The 22672-nt window shown below is 62.1% G+C and carries 22 protein-coding genes and 2 pseudogenes; 11 read left to right on the top strand and 13 right to left on the bottom strand.

What is annotated here, in order from left to right; all coding sequences use genetic code 11:
- Positions 1–69: 69 nt before the first annotated feature.
- Both OEG84_RS15125 and OEG84_RS15120 read left to right on the top strand, forming a co-directional pair.
- Entirely contained in the window at positions 70–747 is a 678-nt protein-coding gene (locus OEG84_RS15125; RefSeq protein WP_267654517.1) for an outer membrane lipoprotein carrier protein LolA, read from the top strand.
- A 132-nt stretch (positions 748–879) separates the two neighbouring features.
- Entirely contained in the window at positions 880–1692 is an 813-nt protein-coding gene (locus OEG84_RS15120; protein ID WP_267654516.1) for an exodeoxyribonuclease III, read from the top strand.
- A 40-nt stretch (positions 1693–1732) separates the two neighbouring features.
- Here OEG84_RS15120 and OEG84_RS15115 read toward each other — a convergent pair whose 3' ends face one another.
- Both OEG84_RS15115 and OEG84_RS15110 read right to left on the bottom strand, forming a co-directional pair.
- Entirely contained in the window at positions 1733–2191 is a 459-nt protein-coding gene (locus OEG84_RS15115; RefSeq protein ID WP_267654515.1) for a cyclic nucleotide-binding domain-containing protein, read from the bottom strand.
- A 21-nt stretch (positions 2192–2212) separates the two neighbouring features.
- Positions 2213–2896, bottom strand: a complete 684-nt coding sequence (locus OEG84_RS15110; RefSeq protein WP_267654514.1) for a response regulator transcription factor — start codon at positions 2894–2896, stop codon at positions 2213–2215.
- A 201-nt stretch (positions 2897–3097) separates the two neighbouring features.
- Between OEG84_RS15110 and OEG84_RS15105 the strand changes: the two genes are divergently transcribed.
- Entirely contained in the window at positions 3098–3601 is a 504-nt protein-coding gene (locus OEG84_RS15105) for a L,D-transpeptidase family protein (RefSeq protein ID WP_267656200.1), read from the top strand.
- A 21-nt stretch (positions 3602–3622) separates the two neighbouring features.
- Here the strand turns inward: OEG84_RS15105 and OEG84_RS15100 are convergent.
- From OEG84_RS15100 to tsaD, 4 genes and pseudogenes are all read right to left on the bottom strand, one after another.
- Positions 3623–4305, bottom strand: a pseudogene (locus OEG84_RS15100) (class I SAM-dependent methyltransferase).
- Complete coding sequence (locus OEG84_RS15095; protein WP_267654513.1) at positions 4302–4739, bottom strand: EVE domain-containing protein; 438 nt, start codon at positions 4737–4739, stop codon at positions 4302–4304. The pseudogene OEG84_RS15100 and the gene OEG84_RS15095 overlap by 4 nt, the downstream one beginning before the upstream one ends.
- Before the next feature lies 1 nt (position 4740).
- Complete coding sequence (locus OEG84_RS15090) at positions 4741–5034, bottom strand: YciI-like protein (protein ID WP_267654512.1); 294 nt, start codon at positions 5032–5034, stop codon at positions 4741–4743.
- A 94-nt stretch (positions 5035–5128) separates the two neighbouring features.
- The gene (gene tsaD / locus OEG84_RS15085) at positions 5129–6226 is read right to left on the bottom strand and encodes a tRNA (adenosine(37)-N6)-threonylcarbamoyltransferase complex transferase subunit TsaD (protein WP_267654511.1); all 1098 of its coding nucleotides are present in this window, start codon (positions 6224–6226) and stop codon (positions 5129–5131) included.
- Positions 6227–6296: 70 nt separating this feature from the next.
- On the opposite strand from tsaD, the gene hemC reads away from it, so the two are divergent.
- The 6 genes from hemC (at position 6297) to OEG84_RS15055 (ending at position 12757) form a co-directional block, all read left to right on the top strand.
- Positions 6297–7226: a hydroxymethylbilane synthase gene (hemC, locus tag OEG84_RS15080; RefSeq protein WP_267654510.1), complete on the top strand. Its 930-nt coding sequence runs from the start codon at positions 6297–6299 to the stop codon at positions 7224–7226.
- Between the two features lie 10 nt (positions 7227–7236).
- Positions 7237–7992 carry a uroporphyrinogen-III synthase gene (locus tag OEG84_RS15075; protein ID WP_267654509.1) on the top strand — a complete coding sequence of 252 codons (756 nt, stop codon included), beginning with the start codon at positions 7237–7239 and terminating at the stop codon, positions 7990–7992.
- Between the two features lie 89 nt (positions 7993–8081).
- Positions 8082–9677, top strand: a complete 1596-nt coding sequence (locus OEG84_RS15070; protein ID WP_267654508.1) for a COG4223 family protein — start codon at positions 8082–8084, stop codon at positions 9675–9677.
- A gap of 10 nt (positions 9678–9687) precedes the next feature.
- Entirely contained in the window at positions 9688–11529 is a 1842-nt protein-coding gene (locus OEG84_RS15065) for a heme biosynthesis protein HemY (RefSeq protein ID WP_267654507.1), read from the top strand.
- A 21-nt stretch (positions 11530–11550) separates the two neighbouring features.
- Positions 11551–12039, top strand: a complete 489-nt coding sequence (locus OEG84_RS15060) for a tellurite resistance TerB family protein (protein ID WP_267654506.1) — start codon at positions 11551–11553, stop codon at positions 12037–12039.
- Positions 12020–12757 (top strand): glutamine amidotransferase, encoded by a 738-nt coding sequence (locus tag OEG84_RS15055; protein ID WP_267656199.1) that lies wholly within the window; start codon positions 12020–12022, stop codon positions 12755–12757. The genes OEG84_RS15060 and OEG84_RS15055 overlap by 20 nt, the downstream gene beginning before the upstream one ends.
- Here OEG84_RS15055 and OEG84_RS15050 read toward each other — a convergent pair.
- Positions 12708–14008 (bottom strand): annotated as a pseudogene (locus OEG84_RS15050) (MFS transporter). The gene OEG84_RS15055 and the pseudogene OEG84_RS15050 sit on opposite strands and share 50 nt — an antisense overlap.
- Before the next feature lie 189 nt (positions 14009–14197).
- On the opposite strand from OEG84_RS15050, the gene OEG84_RS15045 reads away from it, so the two are divergent.
- Both OEG84_RS15045 and OEG84_RS15040 read left to right on the top strand, forming a co-directional pair.
- Complete coding sequence (locus OEG84_RS15045) at positions 14198–14488, top strand: YggT family protein (protein WP_267654505.1); 291 nt, start codon at positions 14198–14200, stop codon at positions 14486–14488.
- A complete protein-coding gene (locus tag OEG84_RS15040) occupies positions 14485–14802 on the top strand; it encodes a DUF167 family protein (protein ID WP_267656198.1) in 318 nt (105 codons plus the stop codon). Before OEG84_RS15045 ends, OEG84_RS15040 begins: the two co-directional genes overlap by 4 nt.
- 113 nt (positions 14803–14915) lie before the next feature.
- Here the strand turns inward: OEG84_RS15040 and ppa are convergent, their stop codons facing one another.
- From ppa to OEG84_RS15010, 6 genes are all read right to left on the bottom strand, one after another.
- Positions 14916–15449: an inorganic diphosphatase gene (gene ppa / locus OEG84_RS15035; RefSeq protein ID WP_267654504.1), complete on the bottom strand. Its 534-nt coding sequence runs from the start codon at positions 15447–15449 to the stop codon at positions 14916–14918.
- A 198-nt stretch (positions 15450–15647) separates the two neighbouring features.
- Positions 15648–16154: a GNAT family N-acetyltransferase gene (locus OEG84_RS15030; RefSeq protein WP_267654503.1), complete on the bottom strand. Its 507-nt coding sequence runs from the start codon at positions 16152–16154 to the stop codon at positions 15648–15650.
- 150 nt (positions 16155–16304) lie between these two features.
- The gene (locus tag OEG84_RS15025) at positions 16305–16952 is read right to left on the bottom strand and encodes a chloramphenicol acetyltransferase (protein ID WP_267654502.1); all 648 of its coding nucleotides are present in this window, start codon (positions 16950–16952) and stop codon (positions 16305–16307) included.
- A gap of 1 nt (position 16953) precedes the next feature.
- Positions 16954–18780, bottom strand: a complete 1827-nt coding sequence (gene typA / locus OEG84_RS15020; RefSeq protein WP_267654501.1) for a translational GTPase TypA — start codon at positions 18778–18780, stop codon at positions 16954–16956.
- A 278-nt stretch (positions 18781–19058) separates the two neighbouring features.
- A complete protein-coding gene (locus tag OEG84_RS15015) occupies positions 19059–21110 on the bottom strand; it encodes a M3 family metallopeptidase (RefSeq protein ID WP_267654500.1) in 2052 nt (683 codons plus the stop codon).
- A 246-nt stretch (positions 21111–21356) separates the two neighbouring features.
- A complete protein-coding gene (locus tag OEG84_RS15010; protein WP_267654499.1) occupies positions 21357–22586 on the bottom strand; it encodes an argininosuccinate synthase in 1230 nt (409 codons plus the stop codon).
- Between the last annotated feature and the right edge of the window lie 86 nt (positions 22587–22672).

Raw genomic sequence — 22672 nt, 5'->3', positions numbered from 1 at the left:
TCCGGGCCGGACGTCACACTGGCGCCGCAGTCTTGGGCCAGACGAAGGCTGAATGATACGGAGATGAAAATGCCGAAACAAGCCGCTTCCAAACTGCTCGATCCACAGACCCCGACCCGCCGCATGGTGCTGGGTGGTGGGCTGGGACTGGGCCTGACGCTGATGGCGGCGGCCACCGGGCTGCTGGCATTTCCCGGCGGCGCCTTCGGCCAGGAAGCGGCGCAGCGGCTGGCCGACCATTTCTCGTCGGTGAAAACCATGACCGGCGAATTCATCCAGTTCGGCCCCAATGGCGAACAGACCGGCGGCAAGTTCTTCATCGATCGTCCAGGCAAGCTGCGGTTCAATTACGAGGCGCCCTCGGCGGTGCGGGTGATTTCAGACGGCAAGGCCGTGGTGATCGGCAACCGCAAGCTTCGCACCTGGGACCTCTACCCGCTCGACAAGACGCCGCTGAAACTTCTGTTGTCGGAGCGGATCGACCTGTCATCGCAGGTGGTGCGCTCGGTTAAGGAAGACCCTGACCTGACCACCATCGTGCTCGGCAACAAATCGGTGTTCGGCGATTCGACCATCAGCCTGATGTTTGACCCGAAAAGCTTCGAACTCAAGCAGTGGACCATCCGCGACGCCCAGGGCAAGGACACGTCGGTGATGATCTTCAATGTCCAGACCGGGGTCAAATTCGCCAAGAACGTGTTCAAGGTTCCCTATGAAGAGGTTCACAAGAAACAGCGCGGCGGTTGATTGAAAGCCGCATTTCAGGCTGATGATTGTGGATGAAGCCGCAAGCTGATCTGTCGCAGGGAGGATCGGGTTGCCCCTTTCCGGCTTATCGGCCAGAAAAGGGGTTGTTCCCTCCGACAAGGCGATTTGATTTTGGCATTTTCCGTTTCCACCTGGAATATCAATTCGGTCCGGCTGCGGCTGCCGCTGGTGCAGCATTTTCTCGAAACCGCTGCGCCGGATGTTCTGTGCCTGCAGGAAACCAAATGTCCCAATGATGCGTTTCCGAGCGCTGCGTTCCGCAAACTGGGTTACGAGCATATCGCGATCCACGGCCAGAAGGGCTATCACGGGGTCGCCATCGTCTCGCGGCTGCCGCTGTCGGATGATCGCCGGCAAACCTATTGCGACATTGATCACACCCGCAACATTTCGGCCATTGTAGAAGCGCCGGGCTCCCGGCGGATCCGGATTCACAATTTCTATGTGCCGGCGGGCGGCGATGAGCCGGACCGTGAAATCAATGAGAAATTTGCGCACAAGCTGGATTTTGTCGAGGAAATGAAACTGCTTCACGCCGACGCCGAACAGGCCGATGGCGTATCGTCAATTCTCGTCGGTGATCTCAACATCGCGCCGCTGGAAACCGACGTCTGGTCGCACAAGCAATTGCTCAAAGTGGTGAGCCACACACCGGTCGAGACCGAGAGCTTTCTGGCGATGCAGAATGCCGGTGCCTGGGTCGATCTGATCCGGACCCATATTCCGCCGGAGGAGAAGATCTTCACCTGGTGGAGTTACCGGGCCAAGGACTGGGAGGCGGCTGATCGTGGCCGGCGGCTCGATCATGTCTGGTCTTCGGCCGATCTGGCGCCATCGCTGTCGCGCATCGACGTGCTGCGTGAGGCGCGCGGCTGGGAACGGCCGTCCGACCACGTACCGGTGACCGCGCATTTCGATTTTTAAAGGGGTCGGTGCAGCTTCTGGCTGAGGCTATCTGTACCCGTTAATCGGCGAAACGGCCGGCGATCTTGCCCAGCCCGGCATTGATTTCAGCCAGATTGGCGGCAATGCGTTCGCGGACGATGCCGGCGATTTCCGGGTATTCCTCCAGCATTCGTCGAAACAGGGGCCGGTTGATGCGAATCACCTCGGCATTGTCGAGAGCGATCGCGGTCATCGAGCGCGAGACGGCTGTGACCATTGCCAGTTCGCCGAGCAGCGTTCCACGTCCGGCGGCGCCGATGGTTTGCGGAGGGCCATTGCGGTCGGCGCGAGTCAGTTCGAACTTTCCGCTGGCAACCACGAAGGCGCAATCGGCCGGAGTTTTTTCGCGAAACAGCATCTGCCCGGGCTGAAGCTTGCGCCGCTCCGCGCCGAAAGCGATCAGCCGCAACTTGTCCTCACCGATCTCGTGAAACAGCGGTACCGTCGAAAGCAGGGCGATGTCGTCATTCAGCGACACGGGTTCGCTCCTGTGGACGGGTCAAGGGATGATCTTGTAGCCACCGCTATCGGTGACCAGAATTTCGGCATTGGACGGATCCGCTTCGATCTTCTGACGCAGGCGGTAGACATGGGTTTCGAGAGTGTGGGTGGTGACGCCCGAATTGTAGCCCCAGACCTCTTCCAGCAACACGTCGCGGGTGACCACTTTCTGGTCTGCGCGGTAGAGATAGCGGATGATTGCCGCTTCCTTCTCGGTCAGGCGGATCTTGCCGCCCTTCTCGTCGAGCAGCACCTTCTGGCTGGGTTTGAAGGTGTAGGGCCCGACGGTAAAGGTGGCGTCTTCGCTCTGTTCATGCTGGCGCAATTGCGCACGAATGCGGGCCAGCAGCACGGCAAAGCGGAACGGCTTGGTGACGTAATCGTTGGCGCCGGCCTCAAGCCCGAGAATGGTGTCGGAATCGGTGTCATGGCCGGTCAGCATGATGATCGGCGCCTTGAAGCCACCCTTGCGCAGAAGCTTGACCGCTTCGCGCCCGTCCATGTCCGGCAGGCCTACATCCATAATCAACAGGTCGATATGGTTGTTCCTGGCCGCCTGCACGCCCTTGGTGGCGGAGGCTTCCTGGAGGATCGCGAATTCTTCATAGAGCGACAGTTGCTCAACGAGGGTTTCCCTGAGATCGTTGTCGTCATCTACCAGCAGGATCGAGCGAGCTGTCATTGCGGTTTTCCCTCTTCATGTGTGCGTCTGCGGCGCGCGCCGCGGCATGTGATGGTGTCAAATGACATTGCGTCCCTGTTTAGGCACTTTCGCGGCAACGGCAAAGTGCTAAATACCACTGAGAAGACACGGATGGAGCACTTGATCGTGAGATTTGCGTTACGCAAGCCCCCTTCGAGGCCGGTTTTGCCGCGAATAGTGATGGTGCGCCGGTCGCCGCTGAACCCGTTGCGGGCCGTGGTGCGATTCGGGCCACTGAGCTTTTCGGCAGCTCTTGGCCGCGGCGGGGTACGCACGTTCAAGCGCGAGGGGGACGGGGCCACCCCGCGTGGCCTGATGTCGGTGGTTTCCGGGTTTCGTAGCGGCAGTAAACGTTTCGCGGTGCCGTCGCCGGTTGCGCTGCGGCGCGTGGGGCGCCGTGACGGTTGGTGCGATGCACCGGCGCATGGGGCCTACAACCGTGCTGTCAGGCTGCCGTTTGCGGCGAGCCACGAGACGCTGATCCGCTCTGATGCGCTCTATGATGCGGTGCTGGTGTTGAACTGGAATTATCAAAGCCGTGCACGCGGACGCGGCAGCGCAATATTCATGCATGTGGCCCGACCCGGCTATGCGCCGACCGAAGGCTGCGTGGCGCTGAAATGGCGCGATCTGGTGCGGCTGCTCAAGGTGATTCGCCGCGGCGATGTGGTGCGGGTGGTGTGAGCGCTCATCGGGCGAGGCGGCTCATGCCGATTCTGGCTGCACTTGCCAGACCGATGTGCGCTTGATTTCGCTGTCCTCCAGTGCTCGGCTGACCGGTACCTCGTAGGTGGCGAGCAGCATGAGCCCTTGGCGCGGGCAATAGGCCCGACCGGGGTCGCCTATGAGCACCAGCGTGCCGCGCGCGGCCAATTGCTGAAACCACGGCCAGACCAGCGCGGCGAAGGCGCGGTCGTAAAACACGTCACCGGCAAGAACCACCTCCCAGCCCTCGTCGCTGCCGATCAGGTCGGTTTGGTGAACATCGAAGGTCACCTGGTTTTCATGGGCGTTAAGCTGTGCGGCGACCGCTGCCCAGGGGTCGATATCGACGGCCATGACCTCGGCCGCGCCGGCCTTGATGGCGGCAATTGCCACCAGACCGGAACCGGTGGCAAAATCGAGGATCTTGCGGCCCTCCACCAGACCGGGATTGTCGAGGATGTGGCGGGCAAGGCCCTGGCCGCCGGCCCAGGCAAAGGCCCAGAAAGGTGGCGGCAGGCCCAGCGCGTCGAGTTCCTCCTCGGTCTTGAGCCACAGATCATGCGCCTCGTCGGCCAGATGCAGACGGATTTCGGGCACATGCGGTGGCGCCGACAGCGCGGTGTTGGCGCGGATGAAGCTCTCCGGGTCGGTTTTCATGGGCCGAAAGCGCGCCCGCCCGTCACGCGGGAGAGCGCGGCGGGTTGTCGAGCCCGCCCATGCGGCAGACTTCGAGGTATTCCGCTTCGCTGACCGGCTGCACGGACAATCGCATCGAGGTGACCAGGCTCATCTGGCTGAGCGCAGGGTTGGCCTTGACGTCCTTGAGGGTAACCGGCCTGGGCATGTCGCAGACAGCGCGGATATCAACACATTCCCAACGCGGATCGTCGATGGTGGTGTCGGGATGAATGAGCTTGCAGATCTCGGCGATGCCGACCACTTCAAGCCCCTCATTGGAGTGATAGAAGAACGCTTTTTCGCCAAGTTTCATCTCCCGCATGTTGTTGCGGGCCTGATAGTTGCGAATGCCGTCCCATTGCTCGCCGGCGTCGCCGCGGGCCTTCTGCATTTCCCAGGACCATTTGAAGGGTTCGGATTTGAACAGCCAGTAGGCCATCTTATGCCTCCGGGTTCTTGAACACCCAATTGAAGGCGCGGATTTCCACATCAGTGAACAGGCCGGCCTTGGCGTAGGGGTCGCGAGCGGCGATGGATTCGGCTTCTGTCTTGTCGGCGGCCGAGATCAGTACCAGGCTGCCGATCGGCTTTTCATCGTCGCCAAGCAATGGGCCGGCCATCTTCAGCACGCCCTGGGCGTCAAGGTCCTTGAGAAACTCGACATGGGCGGGGCGAACCTCCATGCGGGTGGCGAGAGCGCCGGGCTTGTCCTTGCACATGAGAGCGTAAAGCATGAAATCTCCATCGGGTAAGAGCGGGTTGAAAGGATTGGTCAATGCTATGCCCCGGTACGGCTTCCGATTCAATCCTTGGACAGTTGAAGGGGGCTCAGGCCTTGGCGCCGCGCTTGCCGTGACCGATCACCGCCGTTGCGTTCTGATCGAGCGGCCAGCGCGAGCGCGGCGCGAGATCGAGCTGATCGGCGGGCAGGCCTGCCGCCAGCCGCTCGGCACCGGCCCAGGCGATCATGGCGGCATTGTCGGTGCACAGATTGAGCGGTGGGGCGATGAACCGGAAACCCGATTGATCGGTGCGAATCTGCAGCGTGGCGCGAATCGCCTTGTTGGCGGCGACACCGCCGGCCACCACCAGCGCCGGCGCTTTGACATCGGGGAAGCGCTCGGAAAACCGGGTCAGCGCCATCGTCAGCCTGTCGTCAAGGCTGAGGGTTACCGAGGTCTGGAACGCCAGACACAGATCGGCGATGGTCTGGCGCGACAGCGGTGCCTGCTCCTGGGCCATCTGCCGCACCGCTGTCTTCAGGCCGGAGAAGGAAAAATCCATTCGCGGGTCGCGGCGCATCGGCACCGGCAGTCGGAACTTTTTGGCTTCGCCTTCAAGGGCAGCCTGTTCGACGGCAGGGCCGCCGGGGTAGGTCAGCCCCAGCAATTTGGCGGTCTTGTCGAAGGCTTCGCCAAGCGCGTCGTCGATCGTGCTGCCCCAGCGTTCATACTCATTGACGCCCTTGATGAGAACAATCTGGGTGTGGCCGCCCGATACAAGCAACAGCAGATAGGGAAAGGTGACGCCGTCGGTCAGCCGTGCAGTCAGGGCGTGGCCTTCCAGATGGTTGATTCCGAAAAACGGCTTGCCGGTGGCCATGGCGATTGCCTTGCCGGTCATCAGGCCAACCATCAGCCCGCCGATCAGGCCGGGTCCGGAGGTGACCGCGATCGCATCGATATCATCGAGCGCCACGCCGCTGTCATCCAGTGCCTGGGCGATGAGGTGATCAAGCGCTGAAACATGCGAACGGGCGGCGAGTTCGGGCACCACCCCGCCAAAGGCTGCATGTAGGTCAAGCTGGCTCAAGACGACATCGGAGAGGATCTGGCCGGAGCCGTCGGGCAGCCGGCGCACCACGGCGGCGGCGGTTTCGTCGCAGCTTGTTTCTATTCCCAAAATGTCGAGGGTGGTCTTGCTCATGTCCGGCTCTGATGTTGCGCTCGGGAAATGATCCCGGTACCTGTGCGTCGGTAACAACGGATCGGATGTCTTGCAAATGAAACCTTACCGCATCGGCACCCGCGGCAGTCCGCTCGCGCTGGCACAGGCTTCGGAAACCCGGGCCCGGCTGATGGCGGCGCATGACTTGCCGGAGGAAGCTTTCGAAATCGTGGTGCTGTCGACCAAGGGCGACCGGGTCACCGACCGGCCGCTGTCCGAGATCGGCGGCAAGGGGCTGTTCACCGAGGAAATCGAGGAACAGCTGAGCGACGGCCGGCTTGATCTGGCGGTGCATTCGACCAAGGACATGCCGACATCGTTGCCCGACGGGCTCGATCTGATTGCCTATCTCGAGCGCGAGGATGTCCGCGATGCCTTTATCGGCCGCACCGCACCGCGGCTCGAGGATCTGCCGCCCAACGCGGTAGTCGGATCCGCCTCGTTGCGGCGGCAGGCGCTGATCAGGCGGCTCAGGCCGGATCTGTCGGTGATCACATTCCGCGGCCAGGTGGAAACACGGTTGCGCAAGCTTGATGAGGGACAAGCCGACGCCACCCTGCTGGCCCATGCAGGGCTGAAACGGCTTGGCAATACCGAGGTGATTACCGAACTTCTCGATCCGGAAAAATTCCCGCCGGCACCGGGTCAGGGCGCAATCTGCATCGAGGCACGAAGCAATGACGAGCGGATCGCGCAATTGCTTGCGCCGATCAACCATGTCGATACCCATGTGGCGCTGATGTGCGAACGGGCCTTTCTGGCCGCGCTCGACGGCTCCTGCCGGACACCGATTGCCGGCCATGCGACGATAGAGGATGGGCATTTGTCGTTTTACGGCATGGTGCTGACGCCCGACGGCTCGGTCTGGCACGATATTCGGACGACCGGACCGGCCGGCGACGCAGCTGAGCTTGGCGCTGACGCCGGCGCCGAGATTCGCGGCCGCGCCGGACCGGCATTTTTCGAGACCTGGGCTTAAGGCGCCGGCGATGCGCGTGCTGCTGACACGGCCTGAACCGGGTGCGGCGCAAACCGCGTCGCGGCTTGAAGCGCTGGGTCACGAGGTAGTGCGGATGCCGCTGTATGAGTCTGCGGTTACCGCGTGCGTCGAGGATCTGCCACGGGCTGCCGCGATCCGTGGACTGATTGCCACCAGCGCCCGAGCTTTCACTCTGTTTGCTGACGCTGGCGCATTGCCAGAAGGCTATGCGCGGTTGCCGGTCCATGTGGTCGGTCCGGCCACTGCCGCCGCCGCACGGGCTGCGGGATTTTACGAAATATTTGAGGGGGCGGGCACCGCCGCCGATTTGACCGAAACGCTGGCATGCGCGGTACTGGCCCGGCCCGAAACTCCGGCTCGGGCTGGTTTGGCAAAGCCATGGCTCTATCTGGCGGGCGCGCCGCGTACCACGGTTATCGAGGACGCGATGGCGGTTCCCAAGGCGCCGGTCAGGGTCATTCAAGCTTATCAAATGGCCGAAATAAGTTATCCGACTGACATTGATATTCTAGCCCTTTTGTCGCCCTCTCCCGATGCCGTCGTGCTTTATTCACCCAATGCGGCGCGGCGGTTTTCGAGCCTGATTACAAGCAAAGACCTCGGTAAATTCGTCGAATCGACCCGTTTTGTGTGCCTCTCACTGGCAATCTCGATGACGTTGCCGCAGGCTTGGCAGGCGCGGGCACTCGCGGCTGAACATCCCGACGAAGACAGTCTGCTTGCATCGCTCGCCCGGTTAGGCTGATTTGCCGGAACCAAGGCGCTGTATGAAGCATTGCGATCACGATACGCGGCTAGAATAGCTTCGCCCCAACCCAATACGCAGGAGACGTCATGAGCAAGGGCCCTACCCCGCGCCACTCCAAAGCACCTGAACCGGTCACGATCGACCTCGACGCCACCGATGTGACGCCAAAGGACGAACCTGGGACCGCCAAGAAGCCAACGGTGGACCAAGCTGCAGCGAAAGCCGTGGAGACAGCCAGTGGCGTAAAGGCGGAGACTGCAAAGGCGGACTCCAAGGCATCTTCGACACCCTCAATCAAGCAATCGGCGCAAAGCCCAGGTTCGGGCCCAGGTTCTGCCGGTGGCGATAAGCCCAAGGCCGCGACAACCGGGAGCGGTAAGCCCGACACTGGTAAGCCCGAAACTGGCACGCCCGATAACGGCAAACCGAAGACGGCTGCAAGTTCCTCTACGGCCGCCTCCAGCGCGTCAGCGCAGTCATCGTCGACACGGCCCGGTTCAAGCGCGCCAGGGTCTGCAAAGCCAGCAGCCACCGACCGAAACCGGGGCGGTGGTATCGGTATGGTCGCTGCGGGGGTGATCGGCGCGGTGGTCGCACTTGGCGGATATTACGGACTGCATGCGGGCGGGGTGTTGCCGGTTCCAGGCGGCAATGACAATCAGGCTCTGGTCACGCGGGTCGAGGGCCTTGCCGGCAATGTCGAGGTGCTGTCGGAAAGGCTTGCTTCGCAAACGGCCGATGGCCCGGCTGCACAATTGCTGGCGCGGGTCGGAAGCCTCGAATCAGCCCTTAGCAAGACAGACGCGGTAGCTGGCGGCGGCAATGCCGAGCAGCTCGAAGCGCTCACCACCCGGCTAGGCGAGATCGAAAGCAGGATTGACGCGCTCAGCGCATCATCGGGCGGTGACGCCGCCGATCCGGCGCTGACGGCTACCGTCGAGGGGTTGAGCGCCAGCCAGTCAGATGTCGCAGCTTCGCTGAGCGAGTTGCAAACCCGGGCCACGGCGTTATCCGAAAAAATCGCGGCGCTGGAACAGGGCCAGGCGACGCTGTCCAAGCAATTGGATGATCGGCTGGCGACGCTGGAATCACGGCTTGACGAACCGGCGCAGCAGGTTGACCTGGCCCGCGCCATCGCTGCAGCCGGGTTGAAATCGGCGATCGACCGTGGCGGCTCTTTCATGTCCGAACTCGAAGCCTTCGCCTCGGTCGCGCCGGATGATCCGGCTGTGCCTGAACTCAGGGATCTGGCAGCAAGTGGTGTGCCGAGCCGGTCGGATCTGATCGAAAGGTTTGGCGATGCGGCCAATCAGGCAATTGCAGCGGCCGAACCGGTGGATCCGAATGCAGGGCTGGTTGATCGGTTGATGTCGAGTGCGCTGTCAGTGGTCAAGGTGCGCAAGGTCGGTGAAGTCGAGGGCGACAGCGCCGAGGCGATTGCAGCGCGCGCCGAAGCGCGGCTGACAAACGGTGATCTCGGGGGTGCGCTGGCCGAATGGAACGCGCTGCCTGAAGCCTCGCGGCTGGCTGCCGCCGATTACGGCGAGGCGCTGGCGGCGCGGGTTAGCGCGGAAAAGCTGATCGCCGCCGCGCTCTCCCCCGCCAAGGCGACACCGACGCCGCAAACCTCACCCGACGCCTCAACCGAATCAGACACGCCGTCTGATGCCCCGGCGAATTAGGAGATCGATGATGATCCGCTTGTTATTCTTCGTCGCGCTGGTTCTCGCCCTCGGCTTCGGTTTTGCCTGGCTTGCAGACCGTCCCGGCGATCTGTCGATCGTCTGGCAGGACCGCCGCATCGAGATGTCCTTGATGACCGCGGTCACGGTGGTGGCCTCGCTGGTGGCGGCGATCATGATCAGCTGGTGGTTGATCCGGACGATCTGGCTGTCGCCACGGCTGGTGTCGCGCTATTTCCGCGCCAACAAGCGCGACCGCGGCTATCAGGCGCTGTCAACCGGGTTGCTTGCCGCCGGCGCCGGCGATGCGGCGATGGCGCGGAAGATGAACAAGCGCACCAAGGGTTTGCTGAGCGCCGATCAGGAGCCATTGATCCATCTGCTTGATGTTCAGGCTGCGCTGATCGAGGGCCGCAACGACGAAGCCCGTAAATTGTTCGAGGCAATGGTCGAAGACCCGGAAACCAAGCTGCTGGGTCTGCGTGGTCTCTATCTCGAAGCCCAGCGCCAGGGCGCAGGCGAAGCGGCGCGGCATTATGCCGAATCTGCCGCCGAACAGGCCCCGCATCTGCCATGGGCCGGGGCTGCGGCGCTGTCCTATCGCACCCAGGAAGGCAAGTGGGACGAGGCGCTGCATCTGCTTGATCGCCAGCGTCATTCAGGCACCATTGAAGCGGCGGTGGCAGACCGCAAGAAGGCGGTGCTGTTGACCGCGCGCGGCCGGGATCGGCTTGACGCCGATCCGTCGTCTGCCCGTGATGACGCGCTGGCGGCACTGAAACTGGCGCCAGCCTTCCCGCCGGCGGCGATTGTCGCCACCAAGGCGCTTTTGCGGCAGGACAATCTGCGCAAGGCGGCAAAAATCTTGGAAGCCGCATGGAAGGCCAATCCGCATCCCGAGATTGCCGAGGCCTATGTCCGGGCGCGGGTCGGCGACACGGCCATCGACCGGCTCAGACGCGCCGAGCGGCTGGAAAAGCTCAGGCCTATGCACCCGCAATCCTTCGATGCGGTGGCGCGTGCGGCGCTGGATGCACGGAGATTCGACCTGGCCCGCGAAAAGGCCGAAGCTGCGGCACGGCTGAGGCCTTGCGAAGGCATCTATCTGCTGCTCGCCGATATCGAGGAAGCCGAAACCGGCGATCAGGGCCGCGTCCGGCATTGGCTGTCGCAGGCTGTGCGCGCGTCGCGCGATCCGGCATGGACCGCCGATGGCTACGTCTCGGAGAACTGGGAACCAGTGTCGCCGGTGACCGGCAAGCTCGACGCTTTCGAGTGGAAGGTGCCGGTGGAACAACTCGCGGGTCCGGCGCTCGACAACGAAACCCCGGCGGGCGCCTTTGACCGGGCGATGGCAAGTCTGCCGCCGGTGCGCGAACGTGACGTGCCGGCTGCAGCCCCCACGGTTGTCGCAGCAGCGGCACCCGTTGCCGACCCGATTGTGGATGCGCTGGCGCCGGTGAACAGCACCGAGGAAGATCCGCTGCCTGTCACGGCCCCTGTTGTTGAGGCCGAGCCGGAGCACGCGGCGCTGGCAGCAGCGGCGGAATCTGATGATAAACCCGAAGCGCCGGGTTACAGTGACAAGTCCGCGGCCACGGCGCCAGTTGCCAAAAAGGTTGAATCAATGGATGTGGCCCCCAAGTCGGTCAAAGCCGAGCCACAATTGGGATCCAGACCGAAACCTGACAATCAGGATGCCGCCACGATGGTTGTGGCAAAGCCTTCTGGGCAGGACGCTGAAGACGAAGCCCGCGCCAAGGAAGCGGCATTTCTCAACCACAGGCCGGATGATCCTGGCGTGCGGTCTGGCGCTGCGCCTGAGAAACCCGGCCGATTCCGGTTGTTCTGACAGGATCGGAAAGGATCAACAATGCTTGAACAAATACGCGCCTTCCTCAGCGGATTGCGCGGCGATGACAAAACCTCCGGGCCCGATACAAGTGACTCCGATGTGGCCGCCGCGGCGTTGTTCTTTCACGTGATCGGCGCGGATGGCGTGGTCGATCCAGCTGAAGCCCGCGCACTCAAGGACATGATTTCCGAGGAATATGCCGATAGCGAAGCGTCAAAGAAGGCGTTGATCGAGGCTGGCGCCCAGGCCGAACGCGAATCAGTTGATCTCTACGCCTTCACCAGCGTACTCAACCGCAGCCTCGAGCCGGATGCCAAGGTTCATTTCATCGAGCTTTTGTGGCGGCTCGCCTATGCCGACGGCTATCGGCATGAGCTGGAAGACCATGTGGTCTGGCGTATCGCCGACCTGATGGGCGTCTCCAGCCGCGAGCGCGTATTGGCACGGCAACGGGCACTCAAGGACGCAGGCATCAGCGAAGAGGGGGATACGGGTGACGAGTCTTGAACTTGCGCCTGGGTCACGTAGCGGTCGTATTCTCATCATCCTGCACCAAGAAAACTCCAGTTGTGGAAGGGTCGGTCAGCTTCTTTCGCTAATGGGTTTTGAGGCGGATATCCGCCGCCCTGTGCTTGGCGATCCATTGCCCGAAATGCTTGATGATCATGCCGGCGTCGTGGTGTTTGGCGGGCCGATGTCCGCCAATGACGACATCGAGGCGATCCGGCGCGAAACCCGGTTCATGGATACCGTGCTTGCATCCGGAAAACCGTATCTCGGGATTTGTCTGGGTGCGCAGATCCTGGTCCGTCACCTGGGCGGACGGGTGGCCAGCCGCGACGATGGAATTGTGGAAATCGGCTGGTATCCGCTGCAGCCGACGCCCGCCGGTGCGGCGATGATGGACTGGCCGTCAATGGTCTACCAGTTTCATCGCGAGGGGTTCGATCTGCCCGCCGGCGCGGAGTTGCTGGCCACTGCCGAGACCTATCCCAACCAGGCCTTCCGTTATGGCGAGAATGCCTGGGCGGTCCAGTTTCATGCTGAACTGACGCTGGCGATGATGCACCGTTGGGCGGTTCGCGGGGCGAATCGTTTCGTTCTCCCCGGCGCCCAGCAAGGGGCGCAGCATCTTGGCGGGCGGTTGGTCCATGACGCCGCGCTGCTGGATTGGCTCAAGCGTTTCCTGGACCGGATATTTCCGGTTTCTCACGCTGCTGCTTGAGCTTCGCGCGGCTTTCCTCGGCGTCCTTGTCGAGCGATTCGATCTGCCGCAAGGCGGGAAAACCGAAACTCCAGGCGATTGCCACGGCCAGGGTGCCGGCGCCGCCAAGTACCACCGCGAATACCGGGCCAAAAAATGCCGCCATGGTGCCGGCTCGGAATTCGCCGAGTTCGTTTGAGGCCCCGACGAACACCATGTTGACGGCGCTGACCCGGCCACGCAGTTCGTCGGGGGTCCATAGCTGGATAAGGCTTTGGCGGACATAGACCGAAATCATGTCGGACGCGCCCATGAGCACCAGCATGGAAATTGACAACAGCGGCGATGTCGACAGGCCGAAGACGATGGTGGCGGTCCCGAACAGGCCGACTGCGATGAACATGGCGATGCCGGCGTGCTGCCTGACCGGCCGCGAGGCGAGGTAGATCGCCATGGCGATGGCGCCGATGCCGGGCGCCGCGCGCAGCCAGCCGAGACCGGCGGGACCAAGCTCCAACACATCCCGGGCAAACACCGGCATCAGCGCCACGGCACCGCCGAGCAGCACGGCGAACATGTCGAGCGAAATGGCGCCGAGCACGACCTTCTGGTTACGTACGTAGCTGAAACCCGCAAGCAGCGTTTGCCAGCTCTGCGCCTGACCGCGGGAACGCTGCAGCGGCGGCGGCACCAGCGAGATGGAAATGGTTGCCAGAATGAACAGGCAAAATGCCGTGAGATAGGGCGCCAGCGCGCCCAGACCGTAGAGCAGACCGCCGGCCACCGGGCCGACGATGGTCGAGGTCTGCCAGGAGGTCGAGTTCCAGGCAATGGCATTGGGCAGATCGCGGGCCGGCACCAGGTTGGGCGCGAGTGATTGCGAGGCTGGCGAAAAAATGCACGCGCGATGCCGAGCACCAGCAATACCGCGAAGATCGGCAGCGGTGAGGTGAGCCCGCGCCAGGCGAAATAGACCAGTGCTGCGGCAGAAGCGGCAATCACCATCTCCGAGACCATCATGATGGTACGGCGGCCATAGCGGTCGGCGGCGGCGCCGGTGAACAGAATCAGCACCAGCGCTGGCAGGAACTGGATCAGGCCAACCAGGCCCAGGTCGAATGGGTCGCGGGTGAGGTCGTAGATCTGCCAACCCACCGCGACGCTGATGATCTGCAGGCCGAAAGTCGAGAAAAATCGTGCGACAAAATAGAAGGTGAAGGCGCGGTGCCGAAACGCCGCGAAGCGGTCTTCGGCCTGGGTAAGCGTCTGCATGGGGCTGTCCGGGTTGATGCCGTTTGAGCGGTACACGTCTAGCTATACACGAGCGGGCGTTTGACGCCACTTTCTTGATCGACCAGTCCGTCAGCGGTAACCCTGTGGCGTGGTTGCTGTGCAGCCGCCCTTGCCGCCCGGGGCGCGAGTGTCTACATGTCGGTCACGCTATAACTGCCGGAGAACCATATGTTTGCAGTCTTTCAAACCATCGACCTGGCGCTGGGTATCTATACCTGGATCATCATTGGCAGCGCCATTTTCTCCTGGCTCTATGCCTTCAACGTGGTCAATCCGAGCAATCGCTTCGTCGGCATGGTGGGTGAATTTCTCTACAAGGCGACCGAACCGGCGCTCAGGCAAATTCGCCGGTTTCTGCCGGATCTCGGCGGACTCGACATTTCGCCGATTGTGCTGCTGATCGCGATCTTTTTCGTGCGCACCTTCATCGCCACGTCAATCGCGCCGATGTTCTTCTGAGCAAGTGGTTCAAAACGGTTGACGGTGGGCTCGACGTGGCCGTCCGTCTAACGCCTTCTGCCGCCTCCGATGCGATTGACGGTCTGGTGGAGGACGCCGCGGGAATCGTACGGCTGAAAGCGCGGGTGCGCGCGGTGCCTGAAAAGAGCAAGGCCAACCGGGCACTGGAGGTGTTGATCGCCAAGCGCCTGAGGCTGCCCAAATCGACCATCCGGGTAATCTCCGGTGAAACCAGCCGTAACAAAATTGTCCGCATTGGCGGCGACCCCAAGGATCTTGCCGCCGCGGCTGCTGCGCTTGTCGAAATACCCTGATGGGCTGTAACGCCGCGAATCCAATTGCATCGGCGGCGTTGTCGTGGCCTGAATGAATGCATGGCGCGCCCAAATAAACCCATTTCGACGCGCCGTGCATAAGCCGGGGGCGCTCAGCCCTTGGTTTTGGCGCGCTCAATGGCTTCGATGATCAATCCGCGGGCGGTCTCGGCATCGCGCCAGCCGCCGATCTTGACCCATTTGCCGGGTTCGAGATCCTTGTAGTGCTCGAAAAAATGCTCGATCTGCTGCAGCGTAATCTCGGGCATGTCGGTGTAGTCATTGACCTTGGCGTAGCGCTGGGTCAGATGCGGCGACGGCACCGCGATGATTTTCTCATCCTGGCCGGCATTGTCTTCCATGATCAGAACGCCGATCGGGCGCACATTGATGACGCAGCCGGGAATCAGCGGCCGGGTGTTGCACACCAGCACGTCGATCGGGTCGCCATCATCGGACAGGGTGTGCGGCACGAAGCCGTAATTGCCGGGATAGGTCATCGGCGTGTAGAGAAAGCGGTCGACCACCAGGGTTCCGGCGTCCTTGTCCATCTCGTATTTGATCGGATGACCGCCGACCGGCACCTCGATGATCACATTGACGTCGTGTGGCGGGTTTTCACCGATGCTGATGGCATCTATGCGCATGATCGCTCCATTCGGGATAATTGTGGCGCCGCACCGGATCCGGCGCGCGCAGGGGCGTGAAAAAAATGATCTGTGTGCCGGGCGTGTTTGCCGACCGGCCGGTGTTGTGACCTATGCTGTAGGCGGCACGGGGGATTTAGAGCCAAAGCCGCCGCTACGCAACCGGACTTTCGGTGCGCATCGCGCAAACCCTGGACATTATTCCCAGACGAAGGCAACTTTCTTGAGGGTCTTGCCGTCGAAAGTCTCATGCCCTTCGGCCACGTCGCGTCCACCCTGGAAACGATAGAAGTCCACCGATGGGTGGTTTTCCTCGAGACACCAGACGGCGACGCCGTCGCAGCCGAGCGATGCCAGCAATTGCCGGGCCTCTATAAACAGCCGCTTGCCAAGCCCCACGCCCTGATATTCGGGACGCAGATAAAGCTCGTAGATTTCGCCTTCCTGAGGCAGTGACCGCGCCCGGTTGAGGCCCAGCGTCGCATAGCCGGCAATGGTGCCGCCGACATCGAGCACCAGAATCGATGTGGCGCCGCGAACCGCCCGTCGCCACCAGGCGACATTGCGGCGCTCGAGCATCTGTCGCAGCGATTTGTGCGGCAGGATGCCGGTATAGGCATAGCTCCAGGCCGCCCGGTGCGTCTCGGCTATCGCCTCGGCGTCCTGCGGCTCTGCGTGCCGTATGTCGATCGTCAACGTGCTCATGCGGCCATACTATCGGTCCCGAGTCATCCGCAGAAGGCGCGAACAGCCCGGCTTCGGGGTCTGCCCACAGTTAAGTTCTGTGGACGGCGTCCGGAGAGTTAACCGTCTGTTAACGAATTATGCAAGGCCTGAGGGGTTCTGCGTCGCCTGTCAGGCGATGTCGCCGAAGCGGTCAAGGCTGGCCTGGGCGGCCTCGAAGAACTGGCCTACCTGCAGACCGTCGACGAGGGCGTGATGCACCTGCACCGCCACGGCACAGCTCCAGCGGCCTTCGGCGTTCTTGATGAACTTGCCCCAGGAAAACCGCGGAATGCAGTCATCGGGGCCCGGAAGGGCGTTGTCGAGCGCGGTAAAATCGAGCCAGGGCAGGCAGGACAGATAGGCGACATCGGAACGCTGGCCGGTATTGGCGCCGAGATCGGTGCCCTTGGCAGTTTCGTCGATGATCGTCTTGCAGCTCGTATCGAACTGCGCCCAGTCTTCGAAATAGGGAATATAGGCGTAGCCGAAAGTGTCGCCGGGCCGGGGGACGGTGGCCGACAGCGAAATTGCGTCGTATTCGAGAACACGGTCGCCCTCAAACCGCATTTTCAGCACCGGCACGGCATGGATGCCGGCGCCGATGGCATAAATGAAAGCCCGGTAGGGCGAGACGCCCGCGGGCTTGCCGCGGGTCATCAGGGCGGTGACATCGACGCGCGCGGTGGCGGCGAAATGCGGCCGATCATAGGTGCGGAACAGGTTGAACTGTCCCGCCCGTGACCATGTCGCAAGCTCTATTTCGCGCGCGCCTGTCATGTCAGGCCGCGTTGGCGCCGGATTTTCCCTGGCGCTTGCGGTCGGTTGCGTCGAGGAAACGCTTGCGCAGACGGATTGACTTCGGTGTCACTTCCATCAGCTCATCGTCCTGAATCCACGACAGCGAGCGGTCCAGCGTCATGCGGATCGGCGTCGTCAGCTTGATCGCTTCATCCTTGCCGGCGGCGCGAATGTTGTTGAGCTGCTTGGCCTTGAGCACGTTGACTTCGAGGTCGTTGTCACGGGTATGAATGCCGATGATCATGCCCATGTAGACCTTGTCGCCCGGCTCGATGATCATCGGTCCGCGGCTTTCGAGGTTGAACATGGCATAGGCCACGGCTTCGCCCGACATGTTGGACAGCAACACGCCATTGGTACGGCCGGCGATATCGCCCTTGTAAGGCTGATATTCATGGAACAGACGGTTCATCACGGCAGTGCCGCGCGTATCGGTCAGAAGTTCCGACTGATAACCGATCAGGCCGCGCGTCGGCGCGTGGAACACCAGTCGCTGACGGTTGCCGCCCGATGGGCGCAGTTCGGTCATTTCGGCTTTGCGCTCGGCCATTTTCTGCACGACGATGCCGGAATGCTCTTCATCGACGTCGATGACGACTTCCTCGATCGGCTCCAGCAGCTTTCCGTTCTCATCCTTGTGCATGACCACGCGCGGACGCGATACGGCCAGCTCGAAGCCTTCGCGACGCATGGTTTCGATCAGCACGGCCAGCTGCAATTCGCCGCGGCCCGAAACATAGAACGAATCCTTAGCGCTCGATTCCTCGATCTTCAGTGCAACGTTGCCTTCAGCTTCCTTGAGCAACCGGTCACGGATGACGCGGCTGGTGACCTTGTCACCTTCGGTGCCTGCCAGCGGCGAATCATTGACCATGAAGCTCATGGTCACGGTCGGCGGATCAATCGGCTGGGCGGTCAGCGCCTCGGTGACCGAGGGGTCGCAGAAAGTATCGGCGACGGTGCCCTTGGAGAGACCGGCAATGGCGACGATGTCGCCTGCATGGGCTTCGTCGAGCGCAACGCGCTCAAGACCGCGGAACGAGAGAATCTTGGAAATACGTCCGGTTTCCACCAGGCTTCCGTCGCCATGCAGAACCTTGACCTGCTGGTTGGCCTTGACGGTACCGGAATAGATGCGTCCGGTGATGATGCGGCCGAGGAACGGGTTGGCTTCGAGAATCGTGCCGATCATCCGGAACGGGCCTTCTTCGACCGTAGGTTCCGGTACATGCTCGAGAACCAGATCGAACAACGGAGCAAGCGTTCCGCCATCTTCCGGGCGGTCGGGTCCGGTCGACATCCAGCCGTTGCGGCCTGAGCCGTAGAGGATCGGGAAGTCGAGCTGTTCATCGGTAGCGTCGAGTGCTGCGAACAGGTCGAAGACTTCGTTGATGACTTCGTCGACGCGGGCGTCAGGACGGTCGATCTTGTTGATGGCAACGATCGGACGAAGCCCGACCTTCAGCGCCTTGCCGACCACGAACTTGGTCTGCGGCATCGGGCCTTCTGCGGCGTCAACCAGAACGATGGCACTATCGACCATCGACAGGATGCGTTCCACCTCGCCGCCGAAATCGGCGTGGCCGGGCGTGTCGACGATGTTGATGCGGTTGCCCTTCCAATCCACCGAAGTGGCCTTGGCGAGAATGGTGATGCCCCGCTCCTTTTCGATGTCGCCCGAATCCATGGCGCGTTCCTGGACGCGCTCGTTTTCGCGGTAGACACCGGATTGCTTGAGCATTTCGTCAACTAGCGTGGTCTTGCCATGGTCAACGTGGGCGATAATCGCAATATTGCGGAGGGACATAGAGCTGGTCTCGTTTTGGAGAATACAAAAGCGCCGGAACGGGATCCCGGCGCAGGCCGGCATGCGCCGGAATTTGCCGGGCTTATACAGGGTTTTTTGCGAGTGCGAAAGAGGGGCTGGAAAGGTCTCGGTGCTGATTGCTCGATTCGGCTCGAATCACAGCTCTTCAAACGTTGGTTCCGGTAGCGAAACATTCCAGACGAAACCGTCGACCGAATTTTTGCGGTTTCAGGGTGTCGAGCCGGCGGCGAAAATTGGCGCCACCGGCAATGTTTTGGTCAAGCCAGGCCGCGCTTTTCAAGCATCGCCGTGGCATCGGGCATGCGGCCGCGAAAGGCCTGGTAAAGCTCCGCCGGATCGCGCGATCCGCCGGCCGAATAGATGTGGGTGCGCAGCTTTTCCGCGATTACAGGGTCAAACGGGCCATCGGCCTCTTCGAAGGCGGCGAAGGCGTCGGCATCAAGCACTTCAGACCACATGTAGGAGTAATAGCCGGCCGAATAGCCTTCGCCGGAGAACACATGCAGGAAATGCGGGCTGGCATGGCGCATGACGATGGCTTCGGGCATGCCCAGTTTCTTCAGGGTCTCGGCTTCGAAGGTGGCGGGTTCGCCCTTTTCGCCGCCGGCATGCCAGGCCATGTCGACCAGCGCGGAAGCGGTGAATTCGACGGCGGCAAAACCGGCATTGAAGGTCCGGGCGGCCAGCACCTTGTCGAGCAGCGCCCGCGGGATCGGCTCATTGGTGCGGTAATGGCGAGCGTGTTTTTCGAGGATTTCCGGCACGGTCAGCCAATGTTCGTAGAGCTGCGATGGCAATTCGACGAAATCGCGGCTGACCGAGGTGCCCGACAGCGACGGGTAGGTCACATCCGAGAGCATGCCGTGCAGCGCATGGCCGAACTCGTGAAACAGCGTCTGGGCATCGGTGAGCGACAGCAGGGCGGCCTGGCCCGGGGCGGGCTTGGCAAAGTTCATCACGTTGGTGATGATCGGGATCTCACCCTTGGTGCCGTCCGGCATGGTGAGTTTGTGCTGGCTGCGCATGCCGCTCATCCAGGCGCCGGAGCGTTTCGAGGGCCGGGCGAAATAGTCGGCAATGAAGGTGGCGATCTGCTTGCCGTCAGCGCCGGTCACCTCGAACACCCGGGCATCGGCATGGGGACCGCGAATGTCGGGGCGCTCGGTCATGGTGATGCCGAACAGGCGATGGGCGACGTCGAAACAGGCCTCGATCATCTTTTCCAGCGACAGATAGGGCTTGAGCTCGGCCTCGGAGAAATCAAACCGCTTGGCCTTGAGCTTTTCGGCGTAATAACGCCAGTCCCAGGCGGCGATGTCATGATTGCCGCCGGTTTCGGCAGCCAAGGCTGCGAGATCGGCACGGTCGGCCTCGGCGCGTTCGATGGCGCGAGCCCAGACATCGCCGAGCAGTGCTTCGACTGCTTCGGGCGTCTTGGCCATGGTGTCGTCAAGCTTGTAGGCGGCGTAGCTTTCATAGCCCAGCAGTCTGGCTTTTTCGGTGCGCAGGTCGATGATTTCGGCGATCAGCGCGGCGTTGTCGGTAGCGCCGCCCTTGGCGCCGCGGGCAATCCAGGCTTTGAACGCGGTTTCGCGCAAATCACGGCGGGCGCTGGAGCTCAGGAACGGCTCGATGATCGAGCGCGACAGCGTCACGGCGAATTTGCCGGGCTGGCCACGGTCTTCGGCCACGGCTGCCATGGCGGCGCGCAAATCCTCGGGCAGGCCCTCAAGATCGGCGCCGTCATCGAGCAGCATGATCCATTCTTTTTCATCAGCCAGGACGTTCTGGCCAAAGCGGGCGCCGAGCCCGGCGAGGATTTCGCCGATTTCGGCAAAGCGCTTCTGACCATCGGCATCAAGCCCGGCGCCGGACTTGATGAAGGATTTCCAGACCCGCTCGAGCAGACGGTCCTGTTCAGCAGTCAGGCCGAGTTCGGTGCGTTTCCGGTAAAGATTGTCGACGCGGTCAAACAGCGCCTTGTTCATGGCGATGGTGGAATAATGCCGGGACATGCGTGGGGCGATGTCGCGTTCGAGCGCCTGGATCACCTCATTGGTGTCGGTGCCGGCGCGGTTCCAGAACAGTGACGAGACCTTGGAGAGCTTGTCACCAGCCAGTTCCAGCGCTTCGAGCGTGTTGGCAAAGGTCGGTTCGACGTCATTGTCGGCAATCGTCAGGATTTCCCAATCATGCTCGGAAAACGCTTCCTCGAAGGCCGGCGCGAAATCCGCATCGTCTATACGGGCGAAATCGGGCAGGCCGAGCGGCGCGGTCCAGGCGAAGATTGGCGATTCAGTGGCTGTCATGAGAGGCTCCTTTGGGTGGCCCCCATGTAGGTTTGATGGCGCGGGCGAACAAGGCGCACCGGCGCCGCTGGCGGTCAAATGCGCGACGTTGTGCTGATCGGCACACCGGATCGGATCTGTGACCATATAGATTTTAGGGGGTGCGGTCGCGGGTAGCCAGCACACGGCGCCCGGCGTTGAAGCGGGAACGCGCCGCCGTAACAGCGCGTTCCCGAAATCGGATCAAGTGAACCGGCGTCTTATCGGTCAGCTGTTGCGGTTACGTGCCGCCAGCGTGCGCAGTCTCAGCGCGTTAAGCCGGATGAAGCCCTCGGCATCCTTCTGGTCGTAGGCGCCGCGGTCATCCTCGAAGGTCACCAGCGCATCGTCATAGAGTGATTTCGGCGAAGCCCGGCCGGTGAGGATGACGTTGCCCTTGTAGAGTTTGAGCTTCACCGTGCCCTCAACCTCGCGCTGGCTGTGGTCGATGGCCGCCTGCAGCATTTCGCGTTCGGGCGAGAACCAGAAGCCGTTGTAGATCAGCTCGGCGTAGCGCGGCATCAGCTCATCCTTAAGGTGAGCGGCGCCACGGTCCAGCGTGATCGATTCCATGCCGCGGTGGGCGGTAAGCAGGATGGTGCCGCCGGGGGTCTCATAGACGCCGCGCGACTTCATACCGACAAAGCGGTTTTCGACCAGGTCGAGCCGGCCGATGCCATTGTCGCGGCCAAGATCGTTGAGGCGGGCCAGCAGGGTGGCTGGTGACAGCGGTTCGCCGTTGATCGACACAGCATCGCCAGACTTGAAGCCGATTTCGATCTCGGTGGCCTTGTCGGGCGCCTGCTCGGGCGACACCGAGCGCTGGTAGACATAGTCCGGTGCTTCGTCGTTGGGGTCTTCGAGAACCTTGCCCTCGGAAGAGGAGTGCAGCAGGTTGGCGTCGACCGAGAACGGGGCCTCGCCGCGCTTGTCCTTGGGGATCGGGATCTGGTGGGCTTCGGCAAAATTGATCAGGTCGGTGCGCGACTTGAAGCTCCAGTCACGCCAGGGTGCGATCACCTTGATGTCGGGATTGAGCGCATAGGCGGAGAGTTCGAATCGAACCTGGTCATTGCCCTTGCCGGTGGCGCCATGGGCGATGGCGTCGGCGCCGGTTTCTTCGGCGATTTCGACCAGACGCTTGGAGATCAGCGGCCGGGCAATCGAAGTGCCAAGCAGGTAGACGCCCTCATAGACCGCATTGGCGCGGAACATCGGGAAGACGAAATCGCGGACGAATTCCTCGCGCACATCCTCGATATAGATGTTCTTTTCGGGGATCCCCATCAGTTCGGCTTTTTTGCGTGCCGGCCCGAGTTCGTCGCCCTGGCCGAGATCGGCCGTGAAGGTGACGACTTCGGCACCAAGTTCGGTCTGCAGCCATTTGAGAATGATGGAAGTATCGAGCCCGCCGGAATAGGCGAGTACGACCTTCTTGACGTCCTTGTGCGATGTCATGATTGAACGGTCCATGTGTGCGTGGCAGGTTTGGGAACCAAACCCTCAGGTTTGCCGCTCTTTTAGCCGGTTTGCAGCGCCATGCA

The organism is Hoeflea algicola (assembly GCF_026619415.1).
In the GTDB taxonomy this organism is placed as follows: Bacteria; Pseudomonadota; Alphaproteobacteria; order Rhizobiales; family Rhizobiaceae; genus Hoeflea; species Hoeflea algicola.
The sequence above is the reverse complement of the archived record's forward strand: the minus strand, read 5'-3'. Positions and strand labels throughout refer to the sequence as shown.